Genomic DNA, 21,945 nt, shown 5'->3' with positions numbered 1-21,945 from the left:
TTATCCTAGTTTCTCCGACTTTTGCCGAAGGTCTATTCTAGATAATCCCCTAAAAAGATGAGTTGATTCTTGATATCTTCGGCAGAGCGGGTAGCGATTAAATTGGCAATAGCTTTTACCTGTTCTCCCACGGAATATCTTTGTTTCGCGGCCACGATAATTCCCGTATGGCTCATCGAGCGCATCATATATGATTTATGCAATCGACAAAAATCGCCTACATTAAAAGTATAAATTACCCGACCTTGCTGGGTTGCCCAAACCAGTTGATCGGGATCGGGTAGCTGAATGTTGTCCGCTTCCCAAGTGGTAATTACATCAATCTTCAGATTCCGCAAAGCTTGCACGACCGAGCGTTGACCCGCATCTTCATCAAGGTAGAGACGGATTTGACTCATTACAATTCACCGGCTCGATATCGGGATTCCCAGTCTTCACAATCCGCTCGGTAAGCATCGATATCGGCTTCTATCCGTTCTTTATTCGCGTGATAATACGCTAGAGCGCTATAAATTTGAGCCAGATTTAACTGAGGATACTCCCTAGCGATCGCTTCGGCACTCATTCCCGTTTTATGATCCATGACTAAACTTTGAATCGTGATTCTAGTTCCCGCAATCCGGGGACGAGCATTACAGATATCCGGACTAGCAACAATAAATTCGCCAATATCGATGCCTGTAGCCATATTTCCGCCTAGAGAAGTCCCTTTTATTGTACCCCGTTCCCCAATTCTAACAACAAAAAAGCACCCCCTCGCGGGAGTGCCTTTTCATTCAGACTAGGAATTAACCATTGATAGCAGGAGCAATCAGAGCTACAGGAGCCTGTTCGCCACTAGCCAAGTCTAAGGGGAAGTTATGTGCATTACGCTCGTGCATTACTTCCATACCGATACCAGCGCGGTTTAAGACATCGGCCCAAGTACCGATAATACTAAATCCGGTTATTAAAAACTGATTATTTATTCCCCCCTGCCCCCCGATGTCGGGGGGCAGGGGGGGTGGCCTTTTGCCTGTCCTTATAAGCAGCATATACTCAACGGATTTAGTATTAAACGTCCGAAGTAACCGTGAGCGGCGATGCTGTAATCTATTTTCGTGCTTTTTTTGTGTTAATGGATTCTTTAAATCCTTTTATAACCCCCTATTATTCGAGTTCTTGAGGTTCAATAACCAAATTAATTCCCTGAATAATTAATTTGATTTTTTCCCGAGAAAGTCTTCCGATAGACTCTGTTAAAAGACGCTTATCAACCGTGAAAACCTGCGAAACATTAACAACACTGGATTCTGGTAAATTCCCTTCACCCTCATTCAATAAAACATTACCAATAGCTTTTGCTCGTCTCAAATTGGTTGTTAATGGACACACAATAACCGTCCCAATTTGTGACTGATTCAGAGCATCATTTTGCACCACAACACAAGGACGAAGATAAGCAGGTTCAGAACCTTGTGGTTCTCCTAAATCAATCCAATAAATCTCTCCTTGAAAAATCGTCATATTTACTCAGATAATTGGCTTTGATGATGCCGTATTCGCTCTAACATTAAAGTTTCTGATTCGTCCAATCCATCACTATAAGCTTCATTCCAACTATCTATTAATCGTTGTTTAGTTGTTTTTTGATTATTCAATCCTAATTGTTGATGTAACTGCTCCAATAACCATTGTTTATCTTCAAGAGAACAGTCTCGTAACTTTTGTTCCAGTTCAATTATCAGAGAAGATAACATAAAATTGATTCCATTTAACATTGAGCTATATCATAATTCTAACAACAAAAAAGCACCCCCTCGCGGGAGTGCCTTTTCGTTCAGACTAGGAATTAACCATTGATAGCAGGAGCAATCAGAGCTACAGGAGCCTGTTCACCACTAGCCAAGTCTAAGGGGAAGTTGTGAGCATTGCGCTCGTGCATTACTTCCATACCGATACCAGCGCGGTTCAGCACATCGGCCCAAGTACCGATTACACGACCTTGAGAATCGAGAATCGACTGGTTGAAGTTGAACCCGTTGAGGTTAAACGCCATGGTGCTAACACCCATTGCCGTAAACCAGATACCGATTACCGGCCAAGCACCTAAGAAGAAGTGCAGAGAGCGGCTATTGTTGAAAGAAGCGTATTGGAAGATTAAGCGTCCGAAGTAACCGTGAGCGGCAACGATATTGTAGGTTTCTTCCTCTTGACCGAATTTGTAACCGTAGTTCTGAGATTCGATTTCCGTGGTTTCACGCACTAAGGAAGAAGTTACTAGGGAACCGTGCATCGCACTGAACAAGGAACCGCCGAACACACCGGCAACACCTAACATATGGAAGGGGTGCATCAGGATGTTATGTTCTGCTTGGAACACGAACATAAAGTTAAAGGTTCCAGAGATTCCTAAAGGCATACCATCAGAGAAGGAACCTTGTCCGATGGGATAGATTAAGAATACAGCAGTAGCGGCGGATACAGGTGCGGAGTAAGCAACACAGATCCAAGGACGCATTCCTAAACGGAAAGACAGTTCCCACTGACGACCGAGGTAGCAGAAGACACCTAGTAAGAAGTGGAAAATGACTAACTGGTAGGGACCACCGTTGTATAACCACTCATCTAAGGAAGCAGCTTCCCAGATGGGGTAGAAGTGGAGTCCAATCGCGTTGGAAGAGGGAACAACCGCACCGGAGATGATGTTGTTTCCGTAGAGTAGAGAACCGGCTACAGGCTCGCGGATACCGTCGATATCTACGGGAGGAGCGGCGATAAAGGCGATGATGAAGCAGGTGGTGGCGGTGAGCAGGGTGGGGATCATGATGACACCGAACCAACCGATGTATAAGCGGTTGTTGGTGCTGGTGATCCACTGACAGAACTGCTCCCACAGGGAAGCGCTCTCGCGCTGTTGTAGAGTGGTGGTCATGGTTGGATAATTTCTGTATGTATTAGGTTGTCAAGGTTCGTTGTTTGACATGAGTTAATACTATCGGCTTTTTATAGTTATGTAAAGGGGTTTTAAGGAATGTTTTTTTATCAATGTCATAACTTTTACTTATATAACTGATGTTCAGGTAAACTAGAAGCAGACAAATTCTGCAAAAATAAGCAATGATACCCGAAATTACCGCAAAACTATTGGAAGCGAAGAAGGAAAAAGGCCTCAGTTTCGCTGACCTAGAAGCGATTCTAGGACGAGATGAGGTGTGGATTGCCGCTGTTTTTTACCGGCAAGCGAGCGCCTCCCTAGAAGAAGCAACGAAAATTGTGGCAGCTTTGGGACTGGGAACCGAAATCGTCGCATCCTTAACCGAGTATCCTGTCAAGGGATTGGGTCCTGTTGTCCCCACCGACCCCCTGATTTATCGTTTCTACGAGATCATGCAGGTGTATGGAATGCCACTAAAATCGGTGATTCATGAAAAATTCGGCGATGGTATTATGAGTGCGATCGATTTTACCCTCGACGTGGATAAGGAGGAAGACCCTAAAGGCGATCGCGTTAAAATTACTATGTCGGGTAAGTTTTTACCCTATAAGAAGTGGTGAGTCCGGCCAAAGTCAACGGTAAGGGATTTCTATTCCTTGCCGCTCTTGCTATTTTTCTTAACAAAACTTAACAATTGACGGCAAAATTTTGCTTGCTTTTTTTGGCAGATTTTGGGACAGTATTTTTAAAAGAGTTTAATAATAATGGAAATATAACCACTTAACCATAAACACAACAGTCCCATTATAAGAAAATCATAACCCAAGCCGCCGCAAAAGTCAAGGGATCTCTCCTAATTCAGTGATCAGTAAACAGTAAACAATGAAAAGACAGTAGAAAACTGCTATTTTCAGTAAACAGTAATCAGTAATCAGTAATCAGTAATCAGTAATCAGTAAAAAGACAGTAGGAAACTGCTATTTTCAGTAAACAGTAATCAGTAAACAGTAATCAGTGAAAAGACAGTAGAAAACTGGCATTTGATGAGGCTCACCTAATCCATACTGCACACTTAAAACTCAAATCTGAAAACTGAAAACTGAAAACTGATAACTGAAAACTGAAAACTGAAAACTTAAAACTGATAACTGATAACTGATAACTGATAACTGATAACTGCCTAACCTAAATCTCGGTCTTTAGTGACAGTAATTTCCTTAGATAAGTGGCGATACCAAGTAAAATAGAGACCGATGGAAAGTAAAAGAAAAACCAAAGCCAAAATCTTCAAACTTTGCCACTGCTTGATGATTAAAACAATCCCCATCATAAAGAGGACTAATTGCCAAGGAACAGTGAGAAAAGCGGCAATGATATCCCGTTGATTTTCCGCTTTAATTTTTGCCTGTAGATTAGGTTTAACACTGTGACGGACTTCTCCCCAAAAGCCAAAAGGTCGGGTAACATTATAGAAATTTTCCATAACTAAACTATCGGTGGGAGGAGTTAACAAAGTAGCGATAATACAGCCAGCTAAAGCGAACAAACTCGGCACAAGAAAGAGAATATATTCCTGATATTGACTGTGACGAAAGAAAGGTAAAATTATCACTTGTGAGGCAATAGCCGCAATCATTCCCGCTAAAGTTCCCACAGCAAAACCATAACCATTAAAGCGCCACCAATACCAACGTAATAGGAGAGGAACTGCTAATCCCACCCCTAATCCCGTGGTTAACCAACCCCAAATATCATTGACATTTTGGATATTAAAACTCAAAACTAAGCCAATTACTACCACAAAAACCGAGGCCAAACGACCTTGAAAAACTAACTCCTGTTCTCCCGCATTCGGTTTCAAAAAAGCTTGATAGATATCTTTTACCCAATAGGCAGCACTAGCGTTAATAACTGCGTTAAAAGTGGACATAGCTGCCGCTAAAAAAGCAGCAATTAATAACCCTTTCATCCCCACGGGAATGTATTGAGTAATGACCGTGGCCAGAATTCTTTCTGGATCTGTAATCGTGCCTTCGGTTAAACCGTAGTGAATGCCTAAAACAGCAAAAGCTGTGACTAGAGGCCAACGGAAAGAAAGCAGAACAATCCAGAATAAAGATAATAAACCGGCATCTCGATCGCTTTTGGCGGCTAGGTATCGTTGTAACATATAACCACCGCTGCCGCTGCAACCTTCGATGATGGTTTTAACTAAATAAAAGAAAATCACCCCACCAAACAAATTAAAGATGGCATAATCTCCGGGTAAATCCAAAGTCATCGAAGGAAAAATACTAGCCCAGTCGCTTAAATTCCAAGTTTTTGGCTCCGCTGCCCCCGGAATTGCTACCGTGAAACTATCAGGAAGATTGACAGTAAAAAAAGCCACTGTCGATACATAAATTACCGCCACAAAAATCAGAAATCCTTGAAATAAATCGGTAATTACCCCACCATAAAAACCACTGGCCACCGTATAAATTAAGGTTAGAAGAATTAATATCACCGAAGCAAGACGATCATCCATGCCCAAAAACTGCCCTAAAAATTTCCCCCCCGCAACGGAGAAATAACTCATCGCACCGATAGAGAATAAGAGAGTGGCGACGGCGCTAATAATTCGGGCAAAATTCCCCTGTTTTCCAGTTCCAAAGCGAAATTGCATCCATTCCGCCATGGTCATAACTTGGGCGCGGCGATTCCATTTGCCCATAAAAGCCATGAGAAAGGCCATAATTAGGACAACACCGCCGCGGATTTCGATAAATAATCCTTTGGGGCCGACGGCGTAAATTAGGGCAGAAATGACCATAGTTCCCGCTAAATCGGTGTTAGCCGCCATTCCCGACACCCCTAACATCCACCAGGGCAAATTGCGATTACCTAAAAAGTAGGATTCTAGACCTTGAGAAGCTTTTTTCTCGGCTATAATCCCGATTATTAGGGTTCCTGCCAGATAAAGCAGGATAATTACATAATCAATTAACTGCATAGTTGAGATCAATTTAACTTTCGATCGTTATAGCATCAATTGACTACGATTTCTGGCTAACGGTTTCTTTTTCTAAGATTTGCACCCGTTGCTCTAGCTTTTTTAAATCTTCCTTTAGTTCAATTACTAAAGTGGCTAAACGCTGGAACAGTGGGTCACTTTCCCCGACTACTTCCCCATTTACTATACCCGTTCCCGATCGCCGTTGGGGAATCGGAGCGGCATTTTCCCCGCGGATGGATATTCCTCGAATCTGACTTTCAAGGCGCTCGACTCGATTGCGGAGACTAATTAACTCCGATCTTACCGCCGTATCCGATTGTGCTTTGCTGGCATTAACAAAACTCAGTATTAGCAAAAGGGAGATAATCAGAGTTAAAAAGCCATAAAAAGAGATTTTAGCTAATTTCATCGATTTTACCTCCTATCTATCTTACCCAACTTAATAGACCTCCTGCAAAAGTAAGTTATCGAGCCGCCATCGGGTCAAAATACCCAAAAAAATAGATAAATTTGACATAATCTTAGGTTTTATGAATGGGATAGTTGTCTATTGTCTTTTTTCTCCTCCTGGCGACCGTCTCCTATCTCAGAGTCTCCTCACCTAACGGAAGATTTTTGATTTTTGCAGCAGATCTAATGTTAAGAAACGTGGCTAAATCTAAAGCTTAATTGCAATTCCGCTCCCGGGTGATTAGTTGCTCAAAAGAGGATGATAAGGTAAAAAACACGATTTTGTCGAAATTTGGCCTTATCTCTATGTATAAAAACTCGGATAAAGATTTTCTCGGAGCGGCAATCACAGCCGGTTTAGGTGCGGGAATCGTCACTTCTTTTGCTGTCAATCAAGGACAAGACATCGGTACAGCTTTAGGAATTACCGCTTTAGCGGCTCTTTGCGGTGTCATCTGCCGTCATTTTGACCTAATGTGATGCAATCTTCCTCACACATCCAATTCTGCCGAAAAATCCCGTTTTTTCTCGTATTGATAGGGACCGAGCAGAGCGCCCCAAATTCCCTTACCAGTGCCGGGATCTAGGCCTTTATCGTAGGTTTTTAGGCTATGACTCGTCACCTCGAAACCTAAAGCCACCTGATAGGTTGTACCCTCATAGGTGAATTGACAGCGCTGTTCCGGTTGCGGTTGGGCGATAAACTGGTATTGATTATCAGCGAGAGTATTGACTTTGACCGCTAAAGTGCAGGTAGGCAGGAAAGTTAGGTCTTCTAAGCTAATTTTTCGCAAAATATCGGGATTTTTGCCCGCACCTTGCACGGATTTCAGGTCATTAAACATATAGTGCCTAACCTCTAACCCTCCCGATTCCGAGTGCGTTAATCGCCACAGTCGCGGTCGGTAGGGTTGGTCTAAATTGATGATACTGGCCTGTTCGGCAAAAAGCGCGATGCTGTCTTCCCGAAATAAAGGCAGCGGACGCAACCATAAACGCAGGTGAACGTACCACACCGGTTCTGCTTGCGCTTGCCGTTGATTTTCAAATTCACCCGCGAGATACCGACCGAAAGTGATTAATTCAGGGGTCATAGCTCAAAAAACTCTCCGTATTGCCTCAAAATTTATCCTAAAACCCATAGAAATCACTTTTTTGACAAAAATGAACTTCAGGCTACTGGAACCCGCTTAAACCCAGCTATTCCCCCTTTAGTGTACCAATATTCCCAGCGACCGCCAGCAGCACTAGACCAATCCTTGAGGTCAAATTTACCGCTGCCGGAGGGAGTTCCTGCGATGCGGTAGACTTTCACCGCTTGACCGTTATTATTCCAGATTAAAGGCCGATCCGGCTCCATCTGTTCGGGTAGAGTCCCGTTAGTTTGCAGAAAATAGGCATCTTGTCCTTTATCGGTGCCGTTGCCGTAGACTTTGGCGATACCATGCTCATCAATCGCCAGAAAAGCACCTTCTTCTAAACCGATAGCGTAGGCGGGCAGTTGATTGTGATTATCGTGTACATTGCGGGCTAAAAAACCAAAAAGGCGACCATATCTTGTTTCGGGATGATCTTGATTGAGTCGATCCAAATGGGTATCTGTCACCACTTTTTTGAGAAAAGGAACCCGAATAAAATCACTCCGATAGAAGTCTTTAGTGTTGAAGTGAAAGGGATTATTTAATATTTCCGAACTCAGTACCCCTTCGTGAGTGGGCGCATAGTAAAAATCACCCAGAATAGCCATTCCTGCGCTGGTTCCCGCCACGGGAACTTTTTTCTCATTGATCAGATAATTGATCGCTGTTTCCACCTTTGTGCTTTCCCACAAATCCTCGTACTGATTTTGATCACCACCGGCAAAAAAAAGAATATCGGCATTACTAATATATTCGATAACATCAGGATGATTCGCCGCTTCACGACTATCAATTGATAGTTCCGCCGCCGAGCCGATCAGGGAGCGGTAATTGTCGCAAATCCAATCGGCTTGACCGCCAAGATCACCAAAGCGCAGCACTAAGTAATTACCGCCTTTATACTTTGCACGGCTACAACTTGCATTTTTTACTCAAGGACAATAATATAGTTTAAGAGTCATAATTAGAAGCAAAGCACTCATTAAAAACATGATTAACCTAGAATTCACGGAAGAAGAAAAGAACTCACTGTATTATGAAAGATTTCATCATCCCCATCCCCGGGTTCAACTGAAGATGGAAGTTCTCTGGTTAAAAAGCCAAAAGATACCGCACCAAAAAATTTGTCAGTTAGCAGGAATCTCGCCAAATACCTTATTAACCTATCTTCGAGATTATCAAGAGGGCGGAATAGAAAAATTAAAAGAAATCAACTTCTATCGCCCTAAAAGTGAATTAGAGTCTCAAAGAGAAACGCTCAAAAAATATTTCGAGAAAAATCCACCAGCCACAATAAATGAAGCTGTATATAGAAGAGAAGAATTGACAGGAATAAAACGAAGTCCTACCCAAGTGAGAAAATTCTTAAAATCCTTGGGAATGAAATGTTTAAAAATAGGTTCTCTTCCTTCTAAAGCTGACCCAGATGAACAAGAAGAATACAAAGAAAAAAAGCTAGAACCCAGACTAAATGAGGCTAAAGAAGGAAAAAGGGCTGTTTTTTTTGTTGATGCCGCTCACTTCGTCATGGGAGCATTTCTCGGTTTTGTTTGGTGTTTTGAGAGACTTTTTGTTAAGTCACCGAGCGGGCGTAAACGCTTCAATGTTTTAGGAGCATTAAATGCAATAACTCATGAAGTTATTCTGGTTACGAATGACACTTATATTACGGCAACTCAAGTCTGTGAACTCCGGTCAAAAATAGCTGCTTTAGGACTAATGATTCCCATCACTCTAGTCTTAGATAATGCCCGCTATCAAAAATGTCAAATTGTTGAAGAATTAGCTCTTTCTTTGTCAATAGAACTGCTCTATCTGCCGTCTTATTCACCTAATCTAAATTTAATTGAAAGGCTGTGGAAATTTGTCAAAAAGAAATGTTTATATGGTAAATATTATGAAAACTTTTCTGACTTTTCTTCAGCCATTTATGAATGTTTGAATGATGCCCATTTGAAACATAAAAAAGAACTGGATTCCTTGCTGACTCTACGATTTCAGAAGTTTAATAAATCTCAGATTATGAACGTCTAAAGTATAGCTCGATTTAATAACCATGTGGTCGCTTGATCTTCTCCTAACTTACCTTCTTCCGCTCCCCCGATTAATAAAATACCCGATCGATGTTTTACCGACTGAAAATTGGCTTGTCCACAACGACAAGAATAACGAAAATCTCGATTATGATTGTCGAACATAGTCTTATACCCTCGCCTCTTAGCTTACTCTTTCTATCCTAGCTTTAACTAGGACAAAATCAGAGTTTTCTACCATAAAAGTTAACAACAAAGCCGATCTATAGCTGAAATCGGTAGCGGCAAAACTCCCTAGTTTACATTCTGTTAAAAATCGTCCTATAATAATTTAAGGCTAGAAACTGGCAATTATTACTGTTGAAGTTGAAAATCGGCGGGCGATATGTTAAACAGACGTTCTTTTTTGCAAGGATTAGGTACAATCGCCTTGGCAGGAGGTTTAAGTGGCTGCGCTTCCGGAAGCGGCGAGCCGAGCATTTTTCTCCTCTCCGGTTCGATTCCGCCGCGATTACTAACAGACTTTCGGAAAACTATTGCCGAAAAAACAGTCAATTTTCAGTCGGAAAGGCAGCTGAAAGAGCTATTAAAATTGTTGGAAAAATGGTTAAAAAATCAGGGGCAACCAGCCTCACAATTTTCGATTTCTATCCCTTTTAGGGAACAAAACCCAGCGATGGGTAATTTAGTCACCCTAGGGGATGCTTGGCTAGGAAAAGCGATTACCAACGGCTTAATTCAACCCCTAGATACTTCTCAACTCTCTAATTGGTCAAAACTGCCCCCCCGTTGGCAAGAAAACATGACTCGCAATGCCCAAGGACAACCGCAAACAGAGGGTAAAGTCTGGGGTGCGCCCTACCGTTGGGGAATGACAGTAATTGCCTATAATGAGGAAAAATTCGCTCAATTTGACTGGCGACCACAGGATTGGTCTGATCTATGGCGACCGGAATTAACCGGTAAAATTGCCCTAATTGATAATCGTCGCGAAGTCATCGGTTTAACCCTAAAAAAAATGGGTTATTCTTATAATTCTAGTGATTTAAAACAAGTAATGGGACTAAAAGACCAGCTATTCGCTTTACAAAAACAGGTAAAATTTTATAGTTCTCAACATTATTTACAACCCCTGATACTCGGTGATGTCTGGCTATCTGTGGGTTGGTCTAATGATATTTTACCAGTGAGCGATCGCTATAATAAAATTAAAGTTGTTGTCCCCAAATCTGGGACTTCTCTCTGGTCAGATGTGTGGGTAAAACCGGTTTTAACTACTCCTAATTCTCTTGTCGAGCAATGGATTGATTTTTGTTGGCAACCAGAATCCGCCACTAAAATTTCTTTATTTACCTCCGGATTATCACCCCTAATTCTCACTCAAAATCCCGACCAAATTTCCCCAGATATTAGAAATAATCCTTTACTTGTTAATCCAGAAGCGATCAAAAAAAGCGATTTTTTAAACCCTTTATCCCCAGCAACCGAGCAAGAATACGAGCAATTGTGGCAAGCAATGCGACAGTTAGTATAGTCAGGAGATACTAGACAAAATTATGCGAGAATATTGAGGTGAAAATTACATTTACCTAACTGATAACTGATAACTGATAACTGATAACTGATTAAGCGGCTTGACTTTGGGTTTCTTGGGCGAGAAAAGTAAGGATAGAAGCTTTCTCAATTAATCCCAAAACTGTGCCGTTTTCTTCTACCACTGTCACTTGAGATAAATTTTCGCCTTCCAAAATTTTCACCACATCTAAGAGAGAAGTATCAGACAAAACCAGTTTAAGACTTTCGCTAGTTTGTAATAACTGGCCGATATTTACCTCTGTCCATTGGGAAGTGGGAATCGTTTTCAGAGCCTCTACATTAATCACCCCCAATAGTTTACCTTCGCTATCGGTAACTAGGAATTTAGACCATTGTTGTTTACCGATAACATAATTATTAGCAAACTCGCGCAGGGTTAAATTAATCGGCACTACAGGACTATTAGGAGAGATAACATCTTTAGCGGTGTAGCGACTTAGGAAATCTTGAACCTTAGCTGATTGAGCGGAAAAGCCAGCATTTTGTAGAAGGAAAAAGCCAATTAATAGCGTCCAAGCACTGCCAAATTGACTGATTCCGAGAATTGATAGCGCACCGATGACAATCGCTAACCAACCAAAAAATTGACCGAAACGACTAGCGAATAAAACCCCTTTATTGGGATTACCCGTTACTTGCCAGACGATGGCTTTAAGGATATTACCACCATCTAGAGGTAAACCGGGGATCAGGTTAAATAACCCTAGGGCGAGGTTGATATAGGCCAGGAGAGAAAGAATCGCCGCCAGGGGCGCATTTAAGCTAATATTGGAACCAATAATTAGGAAGATACCGAAGAGCAGTAAACTAACTAAAGGGCCGGCAATTGCTACTAGAAAAGCTTCTAGGGGAGTTTTCGATTCTCTGCCGAGAGTTGCCAACCCACCGAATAAAAAGAGGGTAATTGATTTGACTTCAATACCTTGGGCGATGGCAACAAAACTATGACCTAATTCGTGGGCAACCACGGAGGCAAATAGGAGAATAGCGGCAAAAAATCCTAATAGCCAGGGCATGATTCCCGTTAACTGGGGAAACTGACTTAAATCTCCCCCATAGGTCAAGGTAATTAACCCCAGAACAAAGAACCAAGAAGGATTAATATAAAAGGGAATTCCAAAGAGATTCCCGACTCTAATGTTGCCATTCATTTTGTATCTTCTCCAATTATTGGGGACTAACGCCAAGAAGATTAGGTTATCAATTACGCCATTCACTTCTGTTAACAATTGTAACAAAAATGAAAATCTCCCCGGCATTCCTTCAGGGAGTAAAAACCGTCATCCCTGTGGTTCGGTTATTTTCGTAGGAGAATTAAATCAATGATTAATTATTTACGGGGACAAGCGATCGAGGTGATCAAAACCCCTAATAACCGACTGATCTTGATTTTAGACGTAAACCAGATCGGTTACGAAATCCAAATTCCCTCGCGATTAGCCCTAGACATCGGCAACAATAACAATGATAGTTGTCAGATTTTTACTCACCTACTCCTTCGCGAGGAGCAGCCTTTATTGTACGGTTTCGGCACCGCCCCAGAGCGAGAGCTGTTTCGTCAACTGCTTTCCGTCAATGGAGTTGGAGCGCAATTAGCCCTAGCTTTAATCGATACCTTGGGGATTGAGGAACTTGTGGTGGCGATAGTGACAGGAAATACCAAAATTTTGAGCAAAACCCCCGGAGTCGGCTTAAAAACAGCAGAGAGAATCGCTTTAGAGTTAAAAACTAAATTGGCAGCATGGCGACAGCTAAGAGAAGCGACGACGACAATCACGGCAATACTACCGGCAGCGGCAATCCTTGAAGATGTGCAGATGACCCTTTTAGCTTTAGGATACAGCCAGGAGGAGATCGATCGAGCTATGGCAGTCCTCAGTCAAGATGCTTTATTTAGTAAAAATACTCAGCCGGAAGACTGGATTAAAGGGGCAATTAATTGGCTAGGTTAAATCAGTCGTCGGTCGTCGGTCGTCGGTCGTCAGGAGATTATTTTTATTTATTCTCCCCACACCCCACACCCCACACCCCACACCCCACACCCCACACCCCACACCCCACTCCGGTGATCCTTTCTCAGGGCAAATGTTAAAAAGTATTACGAAAATAGTGAGAAGGTGAACCAGATGCCGCAAAATAGTTGCGTTAGGTCGCTCTAGCTAGGGAAGTCTTGAGACGCTGAGGCGGAAACGAGATAACTTGAGCGTAGTGACCACAACTGCTATAAAATGTCAGATTAAGTTTATTAATCTCACTTAGTTGGGAGGAATCCATCAATGAGTATCGTCACGAAATCGATCGTGAATGCTGATGCTGAAGCTCGTTACCTCAGCCCCGGCGAACTAGACAGAATTAAAGCCTTCGTTGGCAGTGGTGCCGCTCGTTTACGCATCGCCGAAACCCTGACCGGCGCTCGCGAAACCATCGTCAAACAAGCTGGCGATCGCTTATTCCAAAAACGTCCTGACATCGTTTCCCCCGGTGGCAACGCTTACGGCGAAGAAATGACCGCTACCTGTCTGCGTGACATGGACTACTACCTACGTTTAATCACCTACGGAGTAGTTGCTGGTGATGTCACCCCGATTGAAGAAATCGGTTTGGTCGGTGTGCGTGAAATGTACAAATCTTTAGGAACCGACATCGGTGCCGTAGCTCAAAGCGTTCGCGAAATGAAAGAAGTTGCTACTGGTCTTATGTCTTCTGACGATGCTTCTGAAGCTTCTTCCTACTTCGATTACGTGATCGGCTCTATGTCCTAGAATAATTCCTTTGTGAATTGTTCTAGACACACCCCTCGTAAACCTCTTAAGATTAAGCAAAACCCAAGGAAGAACCACCATGCAAGACGCAATTACTTCTGTTATCAACTCTGCTGACGTTCAAGGCAAATACCTTGACGCTTCTGCTCTCGGCAAACTGAAAGGCTACTTCGCCACCGGTGAACTGCGCGTGCGCGCCGCTAGTGTCATTAGCGCCAACGCTGCTGGTATCGTTAAGGAAGCTGTGGCTAAGTCCCTGTTATACTCTGACGTAACCCGTCCCGGTGGTAATATGTACACCACCCGTCGTTACGCCGCTTGTATCCGTGACCTCGACTACTATCTCCGTTATGCTACCTACGCTATGTTAGCTGGAGATCCTTCTATCCTCGACGAGCGCGTTCTCAACGGCCTGAAAGAAACCTACAACTCTTTAGGTGTACCCATCTCCTCCACCGTTCAAGCTATCCAAGCGATGAAAGAAGTCACCGCTAGTTTAGTCGGTGCTGATGCGGGTAAGGAAATGGGGATTTACTTCGACTACATTAGCTCTGGCTTAAGCTAGAAGTAACGAACTCGGACAAAATAGGGTTCGGGAAGCCGAGGATGAGTGCTAGGTCTTTAAAGGCTGAATCTGGCCAAGATAGGTTTTGACGAGCTAGTATTGATCCTTGACTCCCGACCTTTGTTATCGAAAATTTGGGTTGAAAACCCCGCCCCTTTTAGGGCGGCTTTGTGTTAAAATCTTACTGGTCTAAAAAACCCGCCCTATCATAGATACGACCGAATAAATATACTAGGTTGAAATTCCTGCAACGGGTTGACGATGAGTAAGGGTAAGCTGACGGCCGCTGGGAACTCCATGCTAGAGGCAAAACATACCCTGTGTCGGTATGTATAAACCAAAATTAAATCAGTCGCCGAAGGGCATTCGGAGACTTTAAATGGACGTGGAGAAAGTGTCAGACTTAAGCAATTAAGCGTTTTTCGGTGAAGCGTCAACCCCATTCAGCGACCACCCTAAAAAGGTGGCGTGGTGAGGAATCACCGTCCGTTTACGGCGGTGAGGATGTCAATTTAGGAAAAAGCCTTCATTAGTTTGAGCGACAAGTTTTTCAGCGATTAGGAGAAATCAATCCATGCGGATGTTCAAAATCACCGCTTGTGTTCCTAGCCAAAGCCGCATTCGGACACAACGGGAATTACAAAATACCTATTTCACCAAACTCGTTCCCTACGATAATTGGTTTCGTGAGCAACAACGCATCATGAAAATGGGCGGCAAAATTGTCAAAGTGCAGTTAGCTACTGGCAAACCGGGGACTAATACAGGTTTACTGTAATTGGCTGCCACTGGAACTTAAAAAAAGAGGTCTTTCCAGACCTCTTTTTGCTTTAGGGATTTTTTTCAAACTGCAAAGCGGCAGAGTTGAGACAATAGCGTTTTCCCGTCGGGGGTGGACCATCATTAAAAACGTGACCAAGATGAGCATCACAGGCGGCACAAACAATCTCTGTCCGCACCATGAAAAAACTAACATCTCGCTCGTACTTAATATTAGCCTCGTTAGCAGCAGTCCAGAAACTCGGCCAACCAGTACCCGAATCATACTTGCTGTCAGAAGTAAATAACTCCGTACCACAGCAGACACATTTGTAAATACCTTTTTCTTTATTATCGTGATATTTACCTGTAAAAGCCCGTTCTGTTCCCTTTTTGCGAGTAACTTGGAACTGTTCGGGAGTTAGCTGGGCCTGCCATTCCGCCTCGGTTTTACGAACTTTTTCTACCATAGTCATGACAACCGCCATTATGATTAAATTTCCCTTTTTAGTCTAACCTGAGTTCGAGATCTAGGGTTTTTCATAACCTCAGCTTATCAATGGTATAAGTAACAATAGTTTCAAACCCCTTTACAAACCGTTACAAACTCTCTAAGATAGAGACATCATCAATCGTACCTCGATAACTTAATAGGAATCATAAACCAATGACCACCACTCTACAACAGCGCGAGAGCGCTTCCCTGTGGGAGCAGTTCTGTCAGTGGATCACCAGCACCAACAACCGTTTATACATCGGTTGGTTCGGTGTCATCATGATCCCCACCCTGCTCACCGCCACCACCTGCTTCATCATCGCCTTTATCGCCGCTCCTCCTGTAGATATCGACGGTATCCGCGAGCCTGTAGCCGGTTCTCTACTTTACGGAAACAACATCATCTCCGGTGCGGTTGTTCCCTCCTCCAACGCGATTGGACTCCACTTCTACCCCATCTGGGAAGCTGCTTCCTTAGATGAGTGGTTATACAACGGTGGTCCTTACCAGTTAGTCATTTTCCACTTCTTACTAGGTGTCTTCTGCTACCTCGGTCGTCAGTGGGAACTGTCTTTCCGTTTAGGAATGCGTCCTTGGATCTGTGTAGCTTACTCTGCACCCGTATCCGCCGCTACTGCTGTATTCTTAATCTATCCCATCGGACAAGGTTCCTTCTCTGATGGTATGCCTTTAGGAATCTCTGGAACCTTTAACTTTATGTTCGTGTTCCAAGCAGAACATAACATCCTGATGCACCCCTTCCATATGTTAGGTGTTGCCGGTGTGTTCGGCGGTTCCTTGTTCAGTGCGATGCACGGTTCTCTAGTAACTTCTTCCTTAGTGCGTGAAACCACTGAAATCGAATCTCAGAACTACGGTTACAAATTCGGTCAAGAAGAAGAAACCTACAATATCGTTGCCGCTCACGGTTACTTCGGACGTTTAATCTTCCAATACGCTTCTTTCAACAACAGCCGCTCTCTGCACTTCTTCTTAGGTGCTTGGCCGGTAATCGGTATCTGGTTTACGGCGATGGGTGTTAGCACCATGGCGTTTAACCTCAACGGTTTCAACTTCAACCAGTCGATTCTCGATTCTCAAGGTCGTGTAATCGGTACTTGGGCCGATGTGCTGAACCGCGCTGGTATCGGTATGGAAGTAATGCACGAGCGCAATGCTCACAACTTCCCCTTAGACTTGGCTAGTGGTGAACAGGCTCCTGTAGCTCTGATTGCTCCTGCTATCAATGGTTAATTCCTAGTCTGAACGAAAAGGCACTCCCGCAAGGGGGTGCTTTTTTGTGGCTAAATATTTTATGGTATGTCTAGCCTGGATCGTTCATCCGGTGAGTTTAGCTTCGGGGAGTAACAATTATCATTCAACTGCTCTTATCGATAACCGTCTTCTTTTTAAGTGCCTTCGGTACTCTGTTCTGGTTGTCTATCCCCTTAGTCATTCAGGTGATTATCGATAAGGTCATCATCCAGAACTCGCCTGAGGCTCTCAACTTTTGGGGTGTTTTCTTGATAGTGACGACTCTCTTTGCCAGTGCCTCGGAGATCGGCCTAGCCGCTCTCACCGCCGCCATCATAGGCAACGGTCTGGCTAGGAACCTCTTTCTCAAAGTCGCTGTCACACTCCCTAAAGTCTTGGCCATGCTATCATTAATGGCTATTTACAGTCCTCAACTTGCCTTTGCTTCCACTGGACTAACTGCCCTAGCCTGTGGAACCTATTACCTTCTCAAAAGAAACAGATTGGTAGCCGAGTCTGGTTCAGAACCTCTTCCTCTTTCTTTCCGCTTGCCTTTGACCCTAATCGTACTCTTCCTTTTCTGGTATGGGGCTTCCCCAGTCCTCGCCGCTCAATTATCGCTGGGTCAGTTGATAGCATTTATTATTTTCAGTATCCAGTTCGTGGCTTTCTTATTGAGCGTGACGGCGGCTGCTACTAAGCCTATTTATTGAAGGCCGCTCTCATTTGGAGATGTTAATTAACGGTATCTGCATTAGGAAGCCCGTATAGCTCCTTGACGGACTGGCGGGAGAGAACAATAATCGTGAAGACTCCGAGGATTGTCCCCAAGGGAGTGAATAAGCAGAGGATGCAGGCCATAACGAAGGAAAACCAGTATCTCTGGCGGCGTTTGAGGAATCGCCCCGATACAATGGTAGCAATAGCAAAAACTTCTCCTAATTTGACATCCTCACCGCCGTAAACGGACGGTGATTCCCAAACCTCACGATTTAGGTTTCTGCTTCTTTCCCTTGCGGGGTTCCGCACCTGCCTTAACAGATTTACTCTGTTCTGGTCTTATGGTCGCTCTACAGACTGACACCGCAAGCCCTGCGGCCAAAATATTTTTACTAGCGTTAATATCTCGGTCGTGGTGAGTCCCACAGTCTGGACAGTCCCATTCTCGAACATTTAACGGCATTTTCAAGGGCAATATACCCGCAATTACTACACCTTTTAGAGCTAGGAAACCATCTATCTATTTCGATGTAATTTCTCCCATACCAACGGCATTTATAGGCTAATTGTCGGGTGATTTCACCCCAGCTTACATCAGATATTGCCTGAGATAACTTGGGGTTTTTGACCATATTCTTGACGGCTAAATTCTCAACCACAATCGTTTGGTTTTCACGAACTAATTGAGTGGTTAGCTTGTGTAAATGGTCTTTTCTGTTATCGGTGATTCGAGCGTGAATCTTGGCTACTTTGATTCTCGCTTTTTCCCGATTTTTTGACCCTTTCTGTTTTCGAGAAAGACTTTTAGATGCTCTTCGCAGTCTCCGATAATGTTTCTTAAAATGCTTAGGATTAGATACTTTGTCACCATCGCTGGTAATCACGAGGCTACTAATTCCTAAGTCAATTCCAATGGCTTTATCTGTTACTGGTAGAGGCTTAATCGTTGGGTCATCAAATCTTATTGAAATATGCCAACGTCCAGAAGGATGTAATCTGACTGTTACTGTGCTTGGTTCACAGCTTTCTGGGATTTGTCTTGACCATCGAATAGGTAAAGGTTCTGTGCATTTGGCTAAATAGATTTGTTTGTCTTTAAATTTAAAAGCAGACTTGGTAAATTCGGCACTTCCTCCCTGATGTTTTTTCTTAAAGTTAGGATACTTAGTACGACCAGCAAAGAAATTAGTAAAAGCTGTTTGTAGGTGTCTTAACCCTTGTTGTAAAGGTACACAGCTAACTTCGTTTAAAAAGTCTAATTCTTCTTGCTTTTTCCAATCGGTCAACATTGAAGAAGTTTGAGCGTAGCCTACTCTTTCTTGTCTTTCATACCAAGCTTGTGTTCGTTCGTGGAGAGCTTTATTGTAAACCAATCTTACACAGCCCAAAGTGCGCCGCAATAGCGACTCTTGTTCTGGTGTTGGGTAAAATCGGTAAGAATAGGCTTTTTCCATACCTCACATTTTAGCATATATTTCGTAAACGATGCTCATATTTAACGGTAAAGCCGTCGTAGAACGACGGGGTTTCAGACCCAAATTTTCGATGAATGTACTGAAATAGATTCGGTAATGATGAGTAAACCGATAGTAAAGTGGATAAGTGGAAAGAGAGAGAAAAAGGCAAGAATCCCTCCCACAATATAGTGGAAGATTGATAATAATTTGAGATGTTGTCTATCGTTATTCGTATTCATGGCTCTTCTCGACTTTGTGTGATAATTTTTGCTTATGGAATCGTGAAATGTTTATCGGGTAAGACTTTTAGGGCTATTTTGCCGAAGAAACTATCAGTATAGACCTCGTTGCCACCTGAGAGGGGGACAAGCGAGCTAGAAGGTAGATAGGGCAAGCGATATAGCTCTTTGTCCCTTGATGTAATCCTTCAACCGATAGCGGCTAATTTGCATTAGCTCTTCTATATTTTTTGGGAACATTTGATGTAGCTGGAGCCAATGATAGAGATGTTGACCCACATAAAAACTGCTGTGTCTGCGTTGACCTTTATATCTTTTTTCAGGTCTTGTGACATATTTTTGGATTCCCATATTCTTAATTTTTTTACCTTGTAGTGTGGCACTTGTATAGGCGATAGCTATAACAATTATAGCAATTCTTGGAGCTATGAGGTACAATAGAAAGTAAATAGACAAATAATAGAACTTACCAGCTTCCTATGAGACCCTATTCCGTAGATTTTCGCCAAAAAATTATCGATGTCTGGAAGAAAGAAAAAATTTCCATTCGAGGACTAGCCCAGAGATTTGACGTGGCTAAAAGCTTTATTCAGAAGTTATTGAAGCAACATAAAGAAACAGGAGATATCCGTCCTCGTCCGCAAGGGGGAAGTCCGCCAACCAAGTTAAATAGTGAACAACTGATAATTTTAATAGAAATCATCGAAGCTAACAATGATGCAACTCTCGAAGAATTATCGGACTTACTGTATGAAAAGACACAGGTGAAAGTCAGTAGAGCCACCCTGGGGCGGCTTACGCAAAAACTCAATTACAGTTTCAAAAAAAAACACTACACGCGGCGGAAAAAGAAAGTGACAGGGTAGAGCAAAAAAGAGTGGAATACTGGTCAGAAGTTCGGGAAATTGAGGCATCAAAACTAATTTTCATCGAGGAATCGGGGGTAAATTTAGCCCTTTTGAGACTCTATGCTAGAGCCTTAATTGGCCGAAGAGCTCGGGGAAGAAAACCACAAAAAAGAGGGAGAAATATTTCAATAATTAGTGCTATAAGCTGAGAAAAAGTTGTCGCATCAGTCAACATATACGGTGCAGTGGATGCGGTAACATTTGAAGGATTTATTCTAAAGGAAGTGCTGCCAAAAATTAAAGAAGGAGACTGTCTGATCATGGATAACGCCAAGATTCATCTCGGAGAAATGGTCAGAGAAATAATCGAACAAGAAAAAGCTAGACTCATCTATTTACCTCCTTATTCTCCCGAATTCTCTCCTATTGAAAACTTTTGGTCAAAAGTGAAAGCGACGTTAAGAAAACTGAAGGCGAGAACTTACAAAGACTTAATAGAAGGGATTGAATTGGCTATGTTAGAAGTTACTCAAAAAGATATTCGCAATTGGTTTACTCACTGTTGCTACTGTACCTCATAAGTCAGAGAATTGCTATATCAGCTTTGATAGGTATTTCGGTGCTAATTGAGAACCTTCTAAGCTATAGCCTCCCGACTTAAAATCTCGGAACATCTCCTCAATATCAAATCTTTTTTGATAGGCCATTATTGCCGTCTCTAAATCTCCAAAGTTAGTCAGAATATACCAAGGCTCTTTTGTTTGAAAACCCCGATAAGTTTTTTTCCACTTACCCGCTAAGTTAAACTCGCCAAATCCCTTCTCTTTTGTAATATTTACATCATGCAAAAATAATTGAGTTCCTGGACTTAAACCTAACTCTCTCATTTCTTGATAAATCCCTTCCTTCGTCTTCACATTTGTGCTTTTTTTTTGTCTTAAACAAAAGTATAAACTCTGCTTCTGAAGCCACTTCCCAAGACTGACCGAGCAAAATTCTCTATCTCCTAACACCACTATTTTATGACCTGATAGCACGGTCAATGTTTTTTCTAATACTCGCTGCTGTTCTTCGAGATTACTACTTCCTTTTTTATCTAATATCTCCCAATAGATTGGCATGGCTCTCTTGTCATAAATCAGACTCACCATCAAGATATTAATTGCTCCCAAAATCGTTCGGTCTATGGCAATATATACTAATCCTTTTATTGTGAATCTCTCCTGCTGTTTTAACATCTCTTTTAGGCAGGGAAACCAGATTCTTTCAATATTCAGAATTTCCAGCTTTAAAAATCTTTTTAGTTTTTTTCGCCGACTCTCAAACAGGATTGGTATTGGTAGTGCTTCTGCTAATATCTCTAACTTGGCTTGCTTTAGTATTTGCCAGGTTCCAACTATCATTAACAACAGTAGATATCTGGCTCGCCCCAGTTCATTTTCTAACACTTTCTGGTATAGTTCACTTATCATTTTTGTTCTCTAGGTCATATTTACTATATATGACTTATCTTTTTTGGAAGTCTGTGTCTGTATTCCATGCTACATAAGCTTTTCAGCTGGCTTGTCCCCCTGTCAGGTGCTTGTGCCAAAACCTCTCATCAACAGGCCGAAGAAGATTTATAGCATTTCCTAAGCTAGTGAGGTACACCTATTTTTCTTCCCTTTTGCCTTCTGCCTCTTGCCTTTTGCCTAAAACCCATCACTTTTGTACCT

24 protein-coding genes and 5 pseudogenes are annotated in these 21,945 nt (G+C 42.6%); 11 read left to right on the top strand and 18 right to left on the bottom strand.

The genetic code is table 11. The features are described from left to right. Positions 1 to 32: 32 nt before the first annotated feature. The 6 genes and pseudogenes from MAE_RS04570 to psbA (MAE_RS04545) all read right to left on the bottom strand — a co-directional run bounded on the left by MAE_RS04570 (position 33) and on the right by psbA (MAE_RS04545) (position 2,914). Positions 33 to 398 carry a DUF5615 family PIN-like protein gene (locus tag MAE_RS04570; RefSeq protein WP_012264526.1) on the bottom strand — a complete coding sequence of 122 codons (366 nt, stop codon included), beginning with the start codon at positions 396 to 398 and terminating at the stop codon, positions 33 to 35. Further along, on the bottom strand, positions 398 to 688 hold the full coding sequence (locus MAE_RS04565) for a DUF433 domain-containing protein (protein WP_041803805.1): 291 nt from the start codon (positions 686 to 688) through the stop codon (positions 398 to 400). Before MAE_RS04565 ends, MAE_RS04570 begins: the two co-directional genes overlap by 1 nt. 100 nt (positions 689 to 788) lie before the next feature. Then, positions 789 to 971, bottom strand: a pseudogene (locus MAE_RS34705) (hypothetical protein); the annotation flags it as partial. 178 nt (positions 972 to 1,149) lie between these two features. Then, positions 1,150 to 1,506 (bottom strand): type II toxin-antitoxin system PemK/MazF family toxin, encoded by a 357-nt coding sequence (locus MAE_RS04555; protein WP_012264523.1) that lies wholly within the window; start codon positions 1,504 to 1,506, stop codon positions 1,150 to 1,152. 2 nt (positions 1,507 to 1,508) lie between these two features. Next, complete coding sequence (locus MAE_RS04550; RefSeq protein ID WP_002796481.1) at positions 1,509 to 1,760, bottom strand: hypothetical protein; 252 nt, start codon at positions 1,758 to 1,760, stop codon at positions 1,509 to 1,511. Positions 1,761 to 1,831: 71 nt separating this feature from the next. Further along, positions 1,832 to 2,914, bottom strand: a complete 1,083-nt coding sequence (gene psbA / locus MAE_RS04545) for a photosystem II q(b) protein (protein ID WP_012264511.1) — start codon at positions 2,912 to 2,914, stop codon at positions 1,832 to 1,834. Between the two features lie 185 nt (positions 2,915 to 3,099). Between psbA (MAE_RS04545) and cynS the strand changes: the two genes are divergently transcribed. Further along, complete coding sequence (gene cynS / locus MAE_RS04540; RefSeq protein WP_012264521.1) at positions 3,100 to 3,537, top strand: cyanase; 438 nt, start codon at positions 3,100 to 3,102, stop codon at positions 3,535 to 3,537. A 560-nt stretch (positions 3,538 to 4,097) separates the two neighbouring features. On the opposite strand, the gene MAE_RS04535 is transcribed toward cynS, so the two are convergent. Together MAE_RS04535 and MAE_RS04530 are read right to left on the bottom strand one after the other, a co-directional pair. Then, complete coding sequence (locus tag MAE_RS04535) at positions 4,098 to 5,909, bottom strand: sodium:solute symporter family protein (RefSeq protein WP_012264520.1); 1,812 nt, start codon at positions 5,907 to 5,909, stop codon at positions 4,098 to 4,100. A gap of 43 nt (positions 5,910 to 5,952) precedes the next feature. Further along, positions 5,953 to 6,321 carry a hypothetical protein gene (locus MAE_RS04530; protein WP_004163447.1) on the bottom strand — a complete coding sequence of 123 codons (369 nt, stop codon included), beginning with the start codon at positions 6,319 to 6,321 and terminating at the stop codon, positions 5,953 to 5,955. Positions 6,322 to 6,668: 347 nt separating this feature from the next. Here MAE_RS04530 and MAE_RS33955 point away from each other — a divergent pair, with 347 nt between their 5' ends. Continuing rightward, positions 6,669 to 6,842: a hypothetical protein gene (locus tag MAE_RS33955; RefSeq protein WP_002791720.1), complete on the top strand. Its 174-nt coding sequence runs from the start codon at positions 6,669 to 6,671 to the stop codon at positions 6,840 to 6,842. A gap of 11 nt (positions 6,843 to 6,853) precedes the next feature. On the opposite strand, the gene MAE_RS04525 is transcribed toward MAE_RS33955, so the two are convergent. Together MAE_RS04525 and MAE_RS04520 are read right to left on the bottom strand one after the other, a co-directional pair. Further along, complete coding sequence (locus tag MAE_RS04525; RefSeq protein WP_012264519.1) at positions 6,854 to 7,456, bottom strand: chromophore lyase CpcT/CpeT; 603 nt, start codon at positions 7,454 to 7,456, stop codon at positions 6,854 to 6,856. A 77-nt stretch (positions 7,457 to 7,533) separates the two neighbouring features. Beyond that, positions 7,534 to 8,400, bottom strand: a pseudogene (locus MAE_RS04520) (cyanophycinase); the annotation flags it as partial. A gap of 91 nt (positions 8,401 to 8,491) precedes the next feature. On the opposite strand from MAE_RS04520, the gene MAE_RS04515 reads away from it, so the two are divergent. Continuing rightward, the gene (locus tag MAE_RS04515) at positions 8,492 to 9,535 is read left to right on the top strand and encodes an IS630-like element ISMae22 family transposase (RefSeq protein WP_012264517.1); all 1,044 of its coding nucleotides are present in this window, start codon (positions 8,492 to 8,494) and stop codon (positions 9,533 to 9,535) included. Between the two features lie 5 nt (positions 9,536 to 9,540). Here MAE_RS04515 and MAE_RS31590 read toward each other — a convergent pair. Then, a pseudogene (locus MAE_RS31590) lies at positions 9,541 to 9,699 on the bottom strand (peptidase S51); the annotation flags it as partial. 220 nt (positions 9,700 to 9,919) lie between these two features. Between MAE_RS31590 and MAE_RS04510 the strand changes: the two are divergent. Then, the gene (locus MAE_RS04510; RefSeq protein WP_012264516.1) at positions 9,920 to 11,068 is read left to right on the top strand and encodes a substrate-binding domain-containing protein; all 1,149 of its coding nucleotides are present in this window, start codon (positions 9,920 to 9,922) and stop codon (positions 11,066 to 11,068) included. Positions 11,069 to 11,159: 91 nt separating this feature from the next. Here the strand turns inward: MAE_RS04510 and MAE_RS04505 are convergent, their stop codons facing one another. Continuing rightward, on the bottom strand, positions 11,160 to 12,389 hold the full coding sequence (locus tag MAE_RS04505) for a site-2 protease family protein (protein WP_041803804.1): 1,230 nt from the start codon (positions 12,387 to 12,389) through the stop codon (positions 11,160 to 11,162). Positions 12,390 to 12,452: 63 nt separating this feature from the next. Here MAE_RS04505 and ruvA point away from each other — a divergent pair, with 63 nt between their 5' ends. Continuing rightward, positions 12,453 to 13,082 (top strand): Holliday junction branch migration protein RuvA, encoded by a 630-nt coding sequence (gene ruvA, locus MAE_RS04500; RefSeq protein WP_012264514.1) that lies wholly within the window; start codon positions 12,453 to 12,455, stop codon positions 13,080 to 13,082. Here ruvA and MAE_RS33140 read toward each other — a convergent pair. After that, the gene (locus tag MAE_RS33140; RefSeq protein ID WP_158303491.1) at positions 13,074 to 13,265 is read right to left on the bottom strand and encodes a hypothetical protein; all 192 of its coding nucleotides are present in this window, start codon (positions 13,263 to 13,265) and stop codon (positions 13,074 to 13,076) included. The two genes, ruvA and MAE_RS33140, sit on opposite strands and share 9 nt — an antisense overlap. A 141-nt stretch (positions 13,266 to 13,406) precedes the next feature. Here MAE_RS33140 and MAE_RS04495 point away from each other — a divergent pair, with 141 nt between their 5' ends. From MAE_RS04495 to MAE_RS04485, 3 genes are all read left to right on the top strand, one after another. Beyond that, positions 13,407 to 13,892, top strand: coding sequence for an allophycocyanin subunit alpha (locus MAE_RS04495; protein WP_002739012.1), 486 nt, complete (start codon positions 13,407 to 13,409; stop codon positions 13,890 to 13,892). A 79-nt stretch (positions 13,893 to 13,971) separates the two neighbouring features. Then, positions 13,972 to 14,457, top strand: a complete 486-nt coding sequence (apcB, locus tag MAE_RS04490) for an allophycocyanin subunit beta (RefSeq protein ID WP_002738786.1) — start codon at positions 13,972 to 13,974, stop codon at positions 14,455 to 14,457. Positions 14,458 to 15,031: 574 nt separating this feature from the next. After that, positions 15,032 to 15,235 carry a phycobilisome linker polypeptide gene (locus MAE_RS04485; RefSeq protein ID WP_002739162.1) on the top strand — a complete coding sequence of 68 codons (204 nt, stop codon included), beginning with the start codon at positions 15,032 to 15,034 and terminating at the stop codon, positions 15,233 to 15,235. Between the two features lie 52 nt (positions 15,236 to 15,287). Here MAE_RS04485 and msrB read toward each other — a convergent pair whose 3' ends face one another. Further along, entirely contained in the window at positions 15,288 to 15,704 is a 417-nt protein-coding gene (gene msrB / locus MAE_RS04480; protein ID WP_004163453.1) for a peptide-methionine (R)-S-oxide reductase MsrB, read from the bottom strand. A 179-nt stretch (positions 15,705 to 15,883) separates the two neighbouring features. Here msrB and psbA (MAE_RS04475) point away from each other — a divergent pair, with 179 nt between their 5' ends. Further along, positions 15,884 to 16,966, top strand: a complete 1,083-nt coding sequence (psbA, locus tag MAE_RS04475) for a photosystem II q(b) protein (protein ID WP_012264511.1) — start codon at positions 15,884 to 15,886, stop codon at positions 16,964 to 16,966. Between the two features lie 182 nt (positions 16,967 to 17,148). Beyond that, positions 17,149 to 17,679, top strand: coding sequence for a hypothetical protein (locus tag MAE_RS04470; RefSeq protein ID WP_231859719.1), 531 nt, complete (start codon positions 17,149 to 17,151; stop codon positions 17,677 to 17,679). Between the two features lie 22 nt (positions 17,680 to 17,701). On the opposite strand, the gene MAE_RS31585 is transcribed toward MAE_RS04470, so the two are convergent. The 3 genes and pseudogenes from MAE_RS31585 to MAE_RS04460 form a co-directional block, all read right to left on the bottom strand. Further along, positions 17,702 to 17,995 (bottom strand): hypothetical protein, encoded by a 294-nt coding sequence (locus tag MAE_RS31585; RefSeq protein WP_125731867.1) that lies wholly within the window; start codon positions 17,993 to 17,995, stop codon positions 17,702 to 17,704. Further along, a pseudogene (locus MAE_RS04465) lies at positions 17,952 to 19,140 on the bottom strand (RNA-guided endonuclease InsQ/TnpB family protein). Before MAE_RS04465 ends, MAE_RS31585 begins: the two are co-directional and overlap by 44 nt. 377 nt (positions 19,141 to 19,517) lie before the next feature. Next, positions 19,518 to 19,733 (bottom strand): hypothetical protein, encoded by a 216-nt coding sequence (locus tag MAE_RS04460; protein WP_012264505.1) that lies wholly within the window; start codon positions 19,731 to 19,733, stop codon positions 19,518 to 19,520. Positions 19,734 to 19,861: 128 nt separating this feature from the next. On the opposite strand from MAE_RS04460, the pseudogene MAE_RS28490 reads away from it, so the two are divergent. Further along, positions 19,862 to 20,811 (top strand): annotated as a pseudogene (locus MAE_RS28490) (IS630-like element ISMae26 family transposase). 12 nt (positions 20,812 to 20,823) lie between these two features. On the opposite strand, the gene MAE_RS28485 reads toward MAE_RS28490, so the two are convergent. Then, positions 20,824 to 21,678 (bottom strand): IS4 family transposase, encoded by an 855-nt coding sequence (locus MAE_RS28485; RefSeq protein ID WP_231859718.1) that lies wholly within the window; start codon positions 21,676 to 21,678, stop codon positions 20,824 to 20,826. Between the last annotated feature and the right edge of the window lie 267 nt (positions 21,679 to 21,945).

The organism is Microcystis aeruginosa NIES-843 (genome assembly GCF_000010625.1).
In the GTDB taxonomy this organism is placed as follows: domain Bacteria; phylum Cyanobacteriota; class Cyanobacteriia; order Cyanobacteriales; family Microcystaceae; genus Microcystis; species Microcystis aeruginosa.
This window is presented reverse-complemented; position numbering and strand designations above follow the sequence as displayed.

What these genes read in the sequence shown, in the direction of transcription:
- MAE_RS04570 (WP_012264526.1), bottom strand. Translation starts at nt 398, where the DNA reads ATGAGTCAAATCCGTCTCTACCTTGATGAAGATGCGGGTCAACGCTCG.
- MAE_RS04565 (WP_041803805.1), bottom strand. Translation starts at nt 688, where the DNA reads ATGGCTACAGGCATCGATATTGGCGAATTTATTGTTGCTAGTCCGGAT.
- MAE_RS04555 (WP_012264523.1), bottom strand. Translation starts at nt 1,506, where the DNA reads ATGACGATTTTTCAAGGAGAGATTTATTGGATTGATTTAGGAGAACCA.
- MAE_RS04550 (WP_002796481.1), bottom strand. Translation starts at nt 1,760, where the DNA reads ATGTTAAATGGAATCAATTTTATGTTATCTTCTCTGATAATTGAACTG.
- psbA (WP_012264511.1), bottom strand. Translation starts at nt 2,914, where the DNA reads ATGACCACCACTCTACAACAGCGCGAGAGCGCTTCCCTGTGGGAGCAG.
- cynS (WP_012264521.1), top strand. Translation starts at nt 3,100, where the DNA reads ATGATACCCGAAATTACCGCAAAACTATTGGAAGCGAAGAAGGAAAAA.
- MAE_RS04535 (WP_012264520.1), bottom strand. Translation starts at nt 5,909, where the DNA reads ATGCAGTTAATTGATTATGTAATTATCCTGCTTTATCTGGCAGGAACC.
- MAE_RS04530 (WP_004163447.1), bottom strand. Translation starts at nt 6,321, where the DNA reads ATGAAATTAGCTAAAATCTCTTTTTATGGCTTTTTAACTCTGATTATC.
- MAE_RS33955 (WP_002791720.1), top strand. Translation starts at nt 6,669, where the DNA reads ATGTATAAAAACTCGGATAAAGATTTTCTCGGAGCGGCAATCACAGCC.
- MAE_RS04525 (WP_012264519.1), bottom strand. Translation starts at nt 7,456, where the DNA reads ATGACCCCTGAATTAATCACTTTCGGTCGGTATCTCGCGGGTGAATTT.
- MAE_RS04515 (WP_012264517.1), top strand. Translation starts at nt 8,492, where the DNA reads ATGATTAACCTAGAATTCACGGAAGAAGAAAAGAACTCACTGTATTAT.
- MAE_RS04510 (WP_012264516.1), top strand. Translation starts at nt 9,920, where the DNA reads ATGTTAAACAGACGTTCTTTTTTGCAAGGATTAGGTACAATCGCCTTG.
- MAE_RS04505 (WP_041803804.1), bottom strand. Translation starts at nt 12,389, where the DNA reads ATGCCGGGGAGATTTTCATTTTTGTTACAATTGTTAACAGAAGTGAAT.
- ruvA (WP_012264514.1), top strand. Translation starts at nt 12,453, where the DNA reads ATGATTAATTATTTACGGGGACAAGCGATCGAGGTGATCAAAACCCCT.
- MAE_RS04495 (WP_002739012.1), top strand. Translation starts at nt 13,407, where the DNA reads ATGAGTATCGTCACGAAATCGATCGTGAATGCTGATGCTGAAGCTCGT.
- apcB (WP_002738786.1), top strand. Translation starts at nt 13,972, where the DNA reads ATGCAAGACGCAATTACTTCTGTTATCAACTCTGCTGACGTTCAAGGC.
- MAE_RS04485 (WP_002739162.1), top strand. Translation starts at nt 15,032, where the DNA reads ATGCGGATGTTCAAAATCACCGCTTGTGTTCCTAGCCAAAGCCGCATT.
- msrB (WP_004163453.1), bottom strand. Translation starts at nt 15,704, where the DNA reads ATGGCGGTTGTCATGACTATGGTAGAAAAAGTTCGTAAAACCGAGGCG.
- psbA (WP_012264511.1), top strand. Translation starts at nt 15,884, where the DNA reads ATGACCACCACTCTACAACAGCGCGAGAGCGCTTCCCTGTGGGAGCAG.
- MAE_RS04460 (WP_012264505.1), bottom strand. Translation starts at nt 19,733, where the DNA reads ATGGGAATCCAAAAATATGTCACAAGACCTGAAAAAAGATATAAAGGT.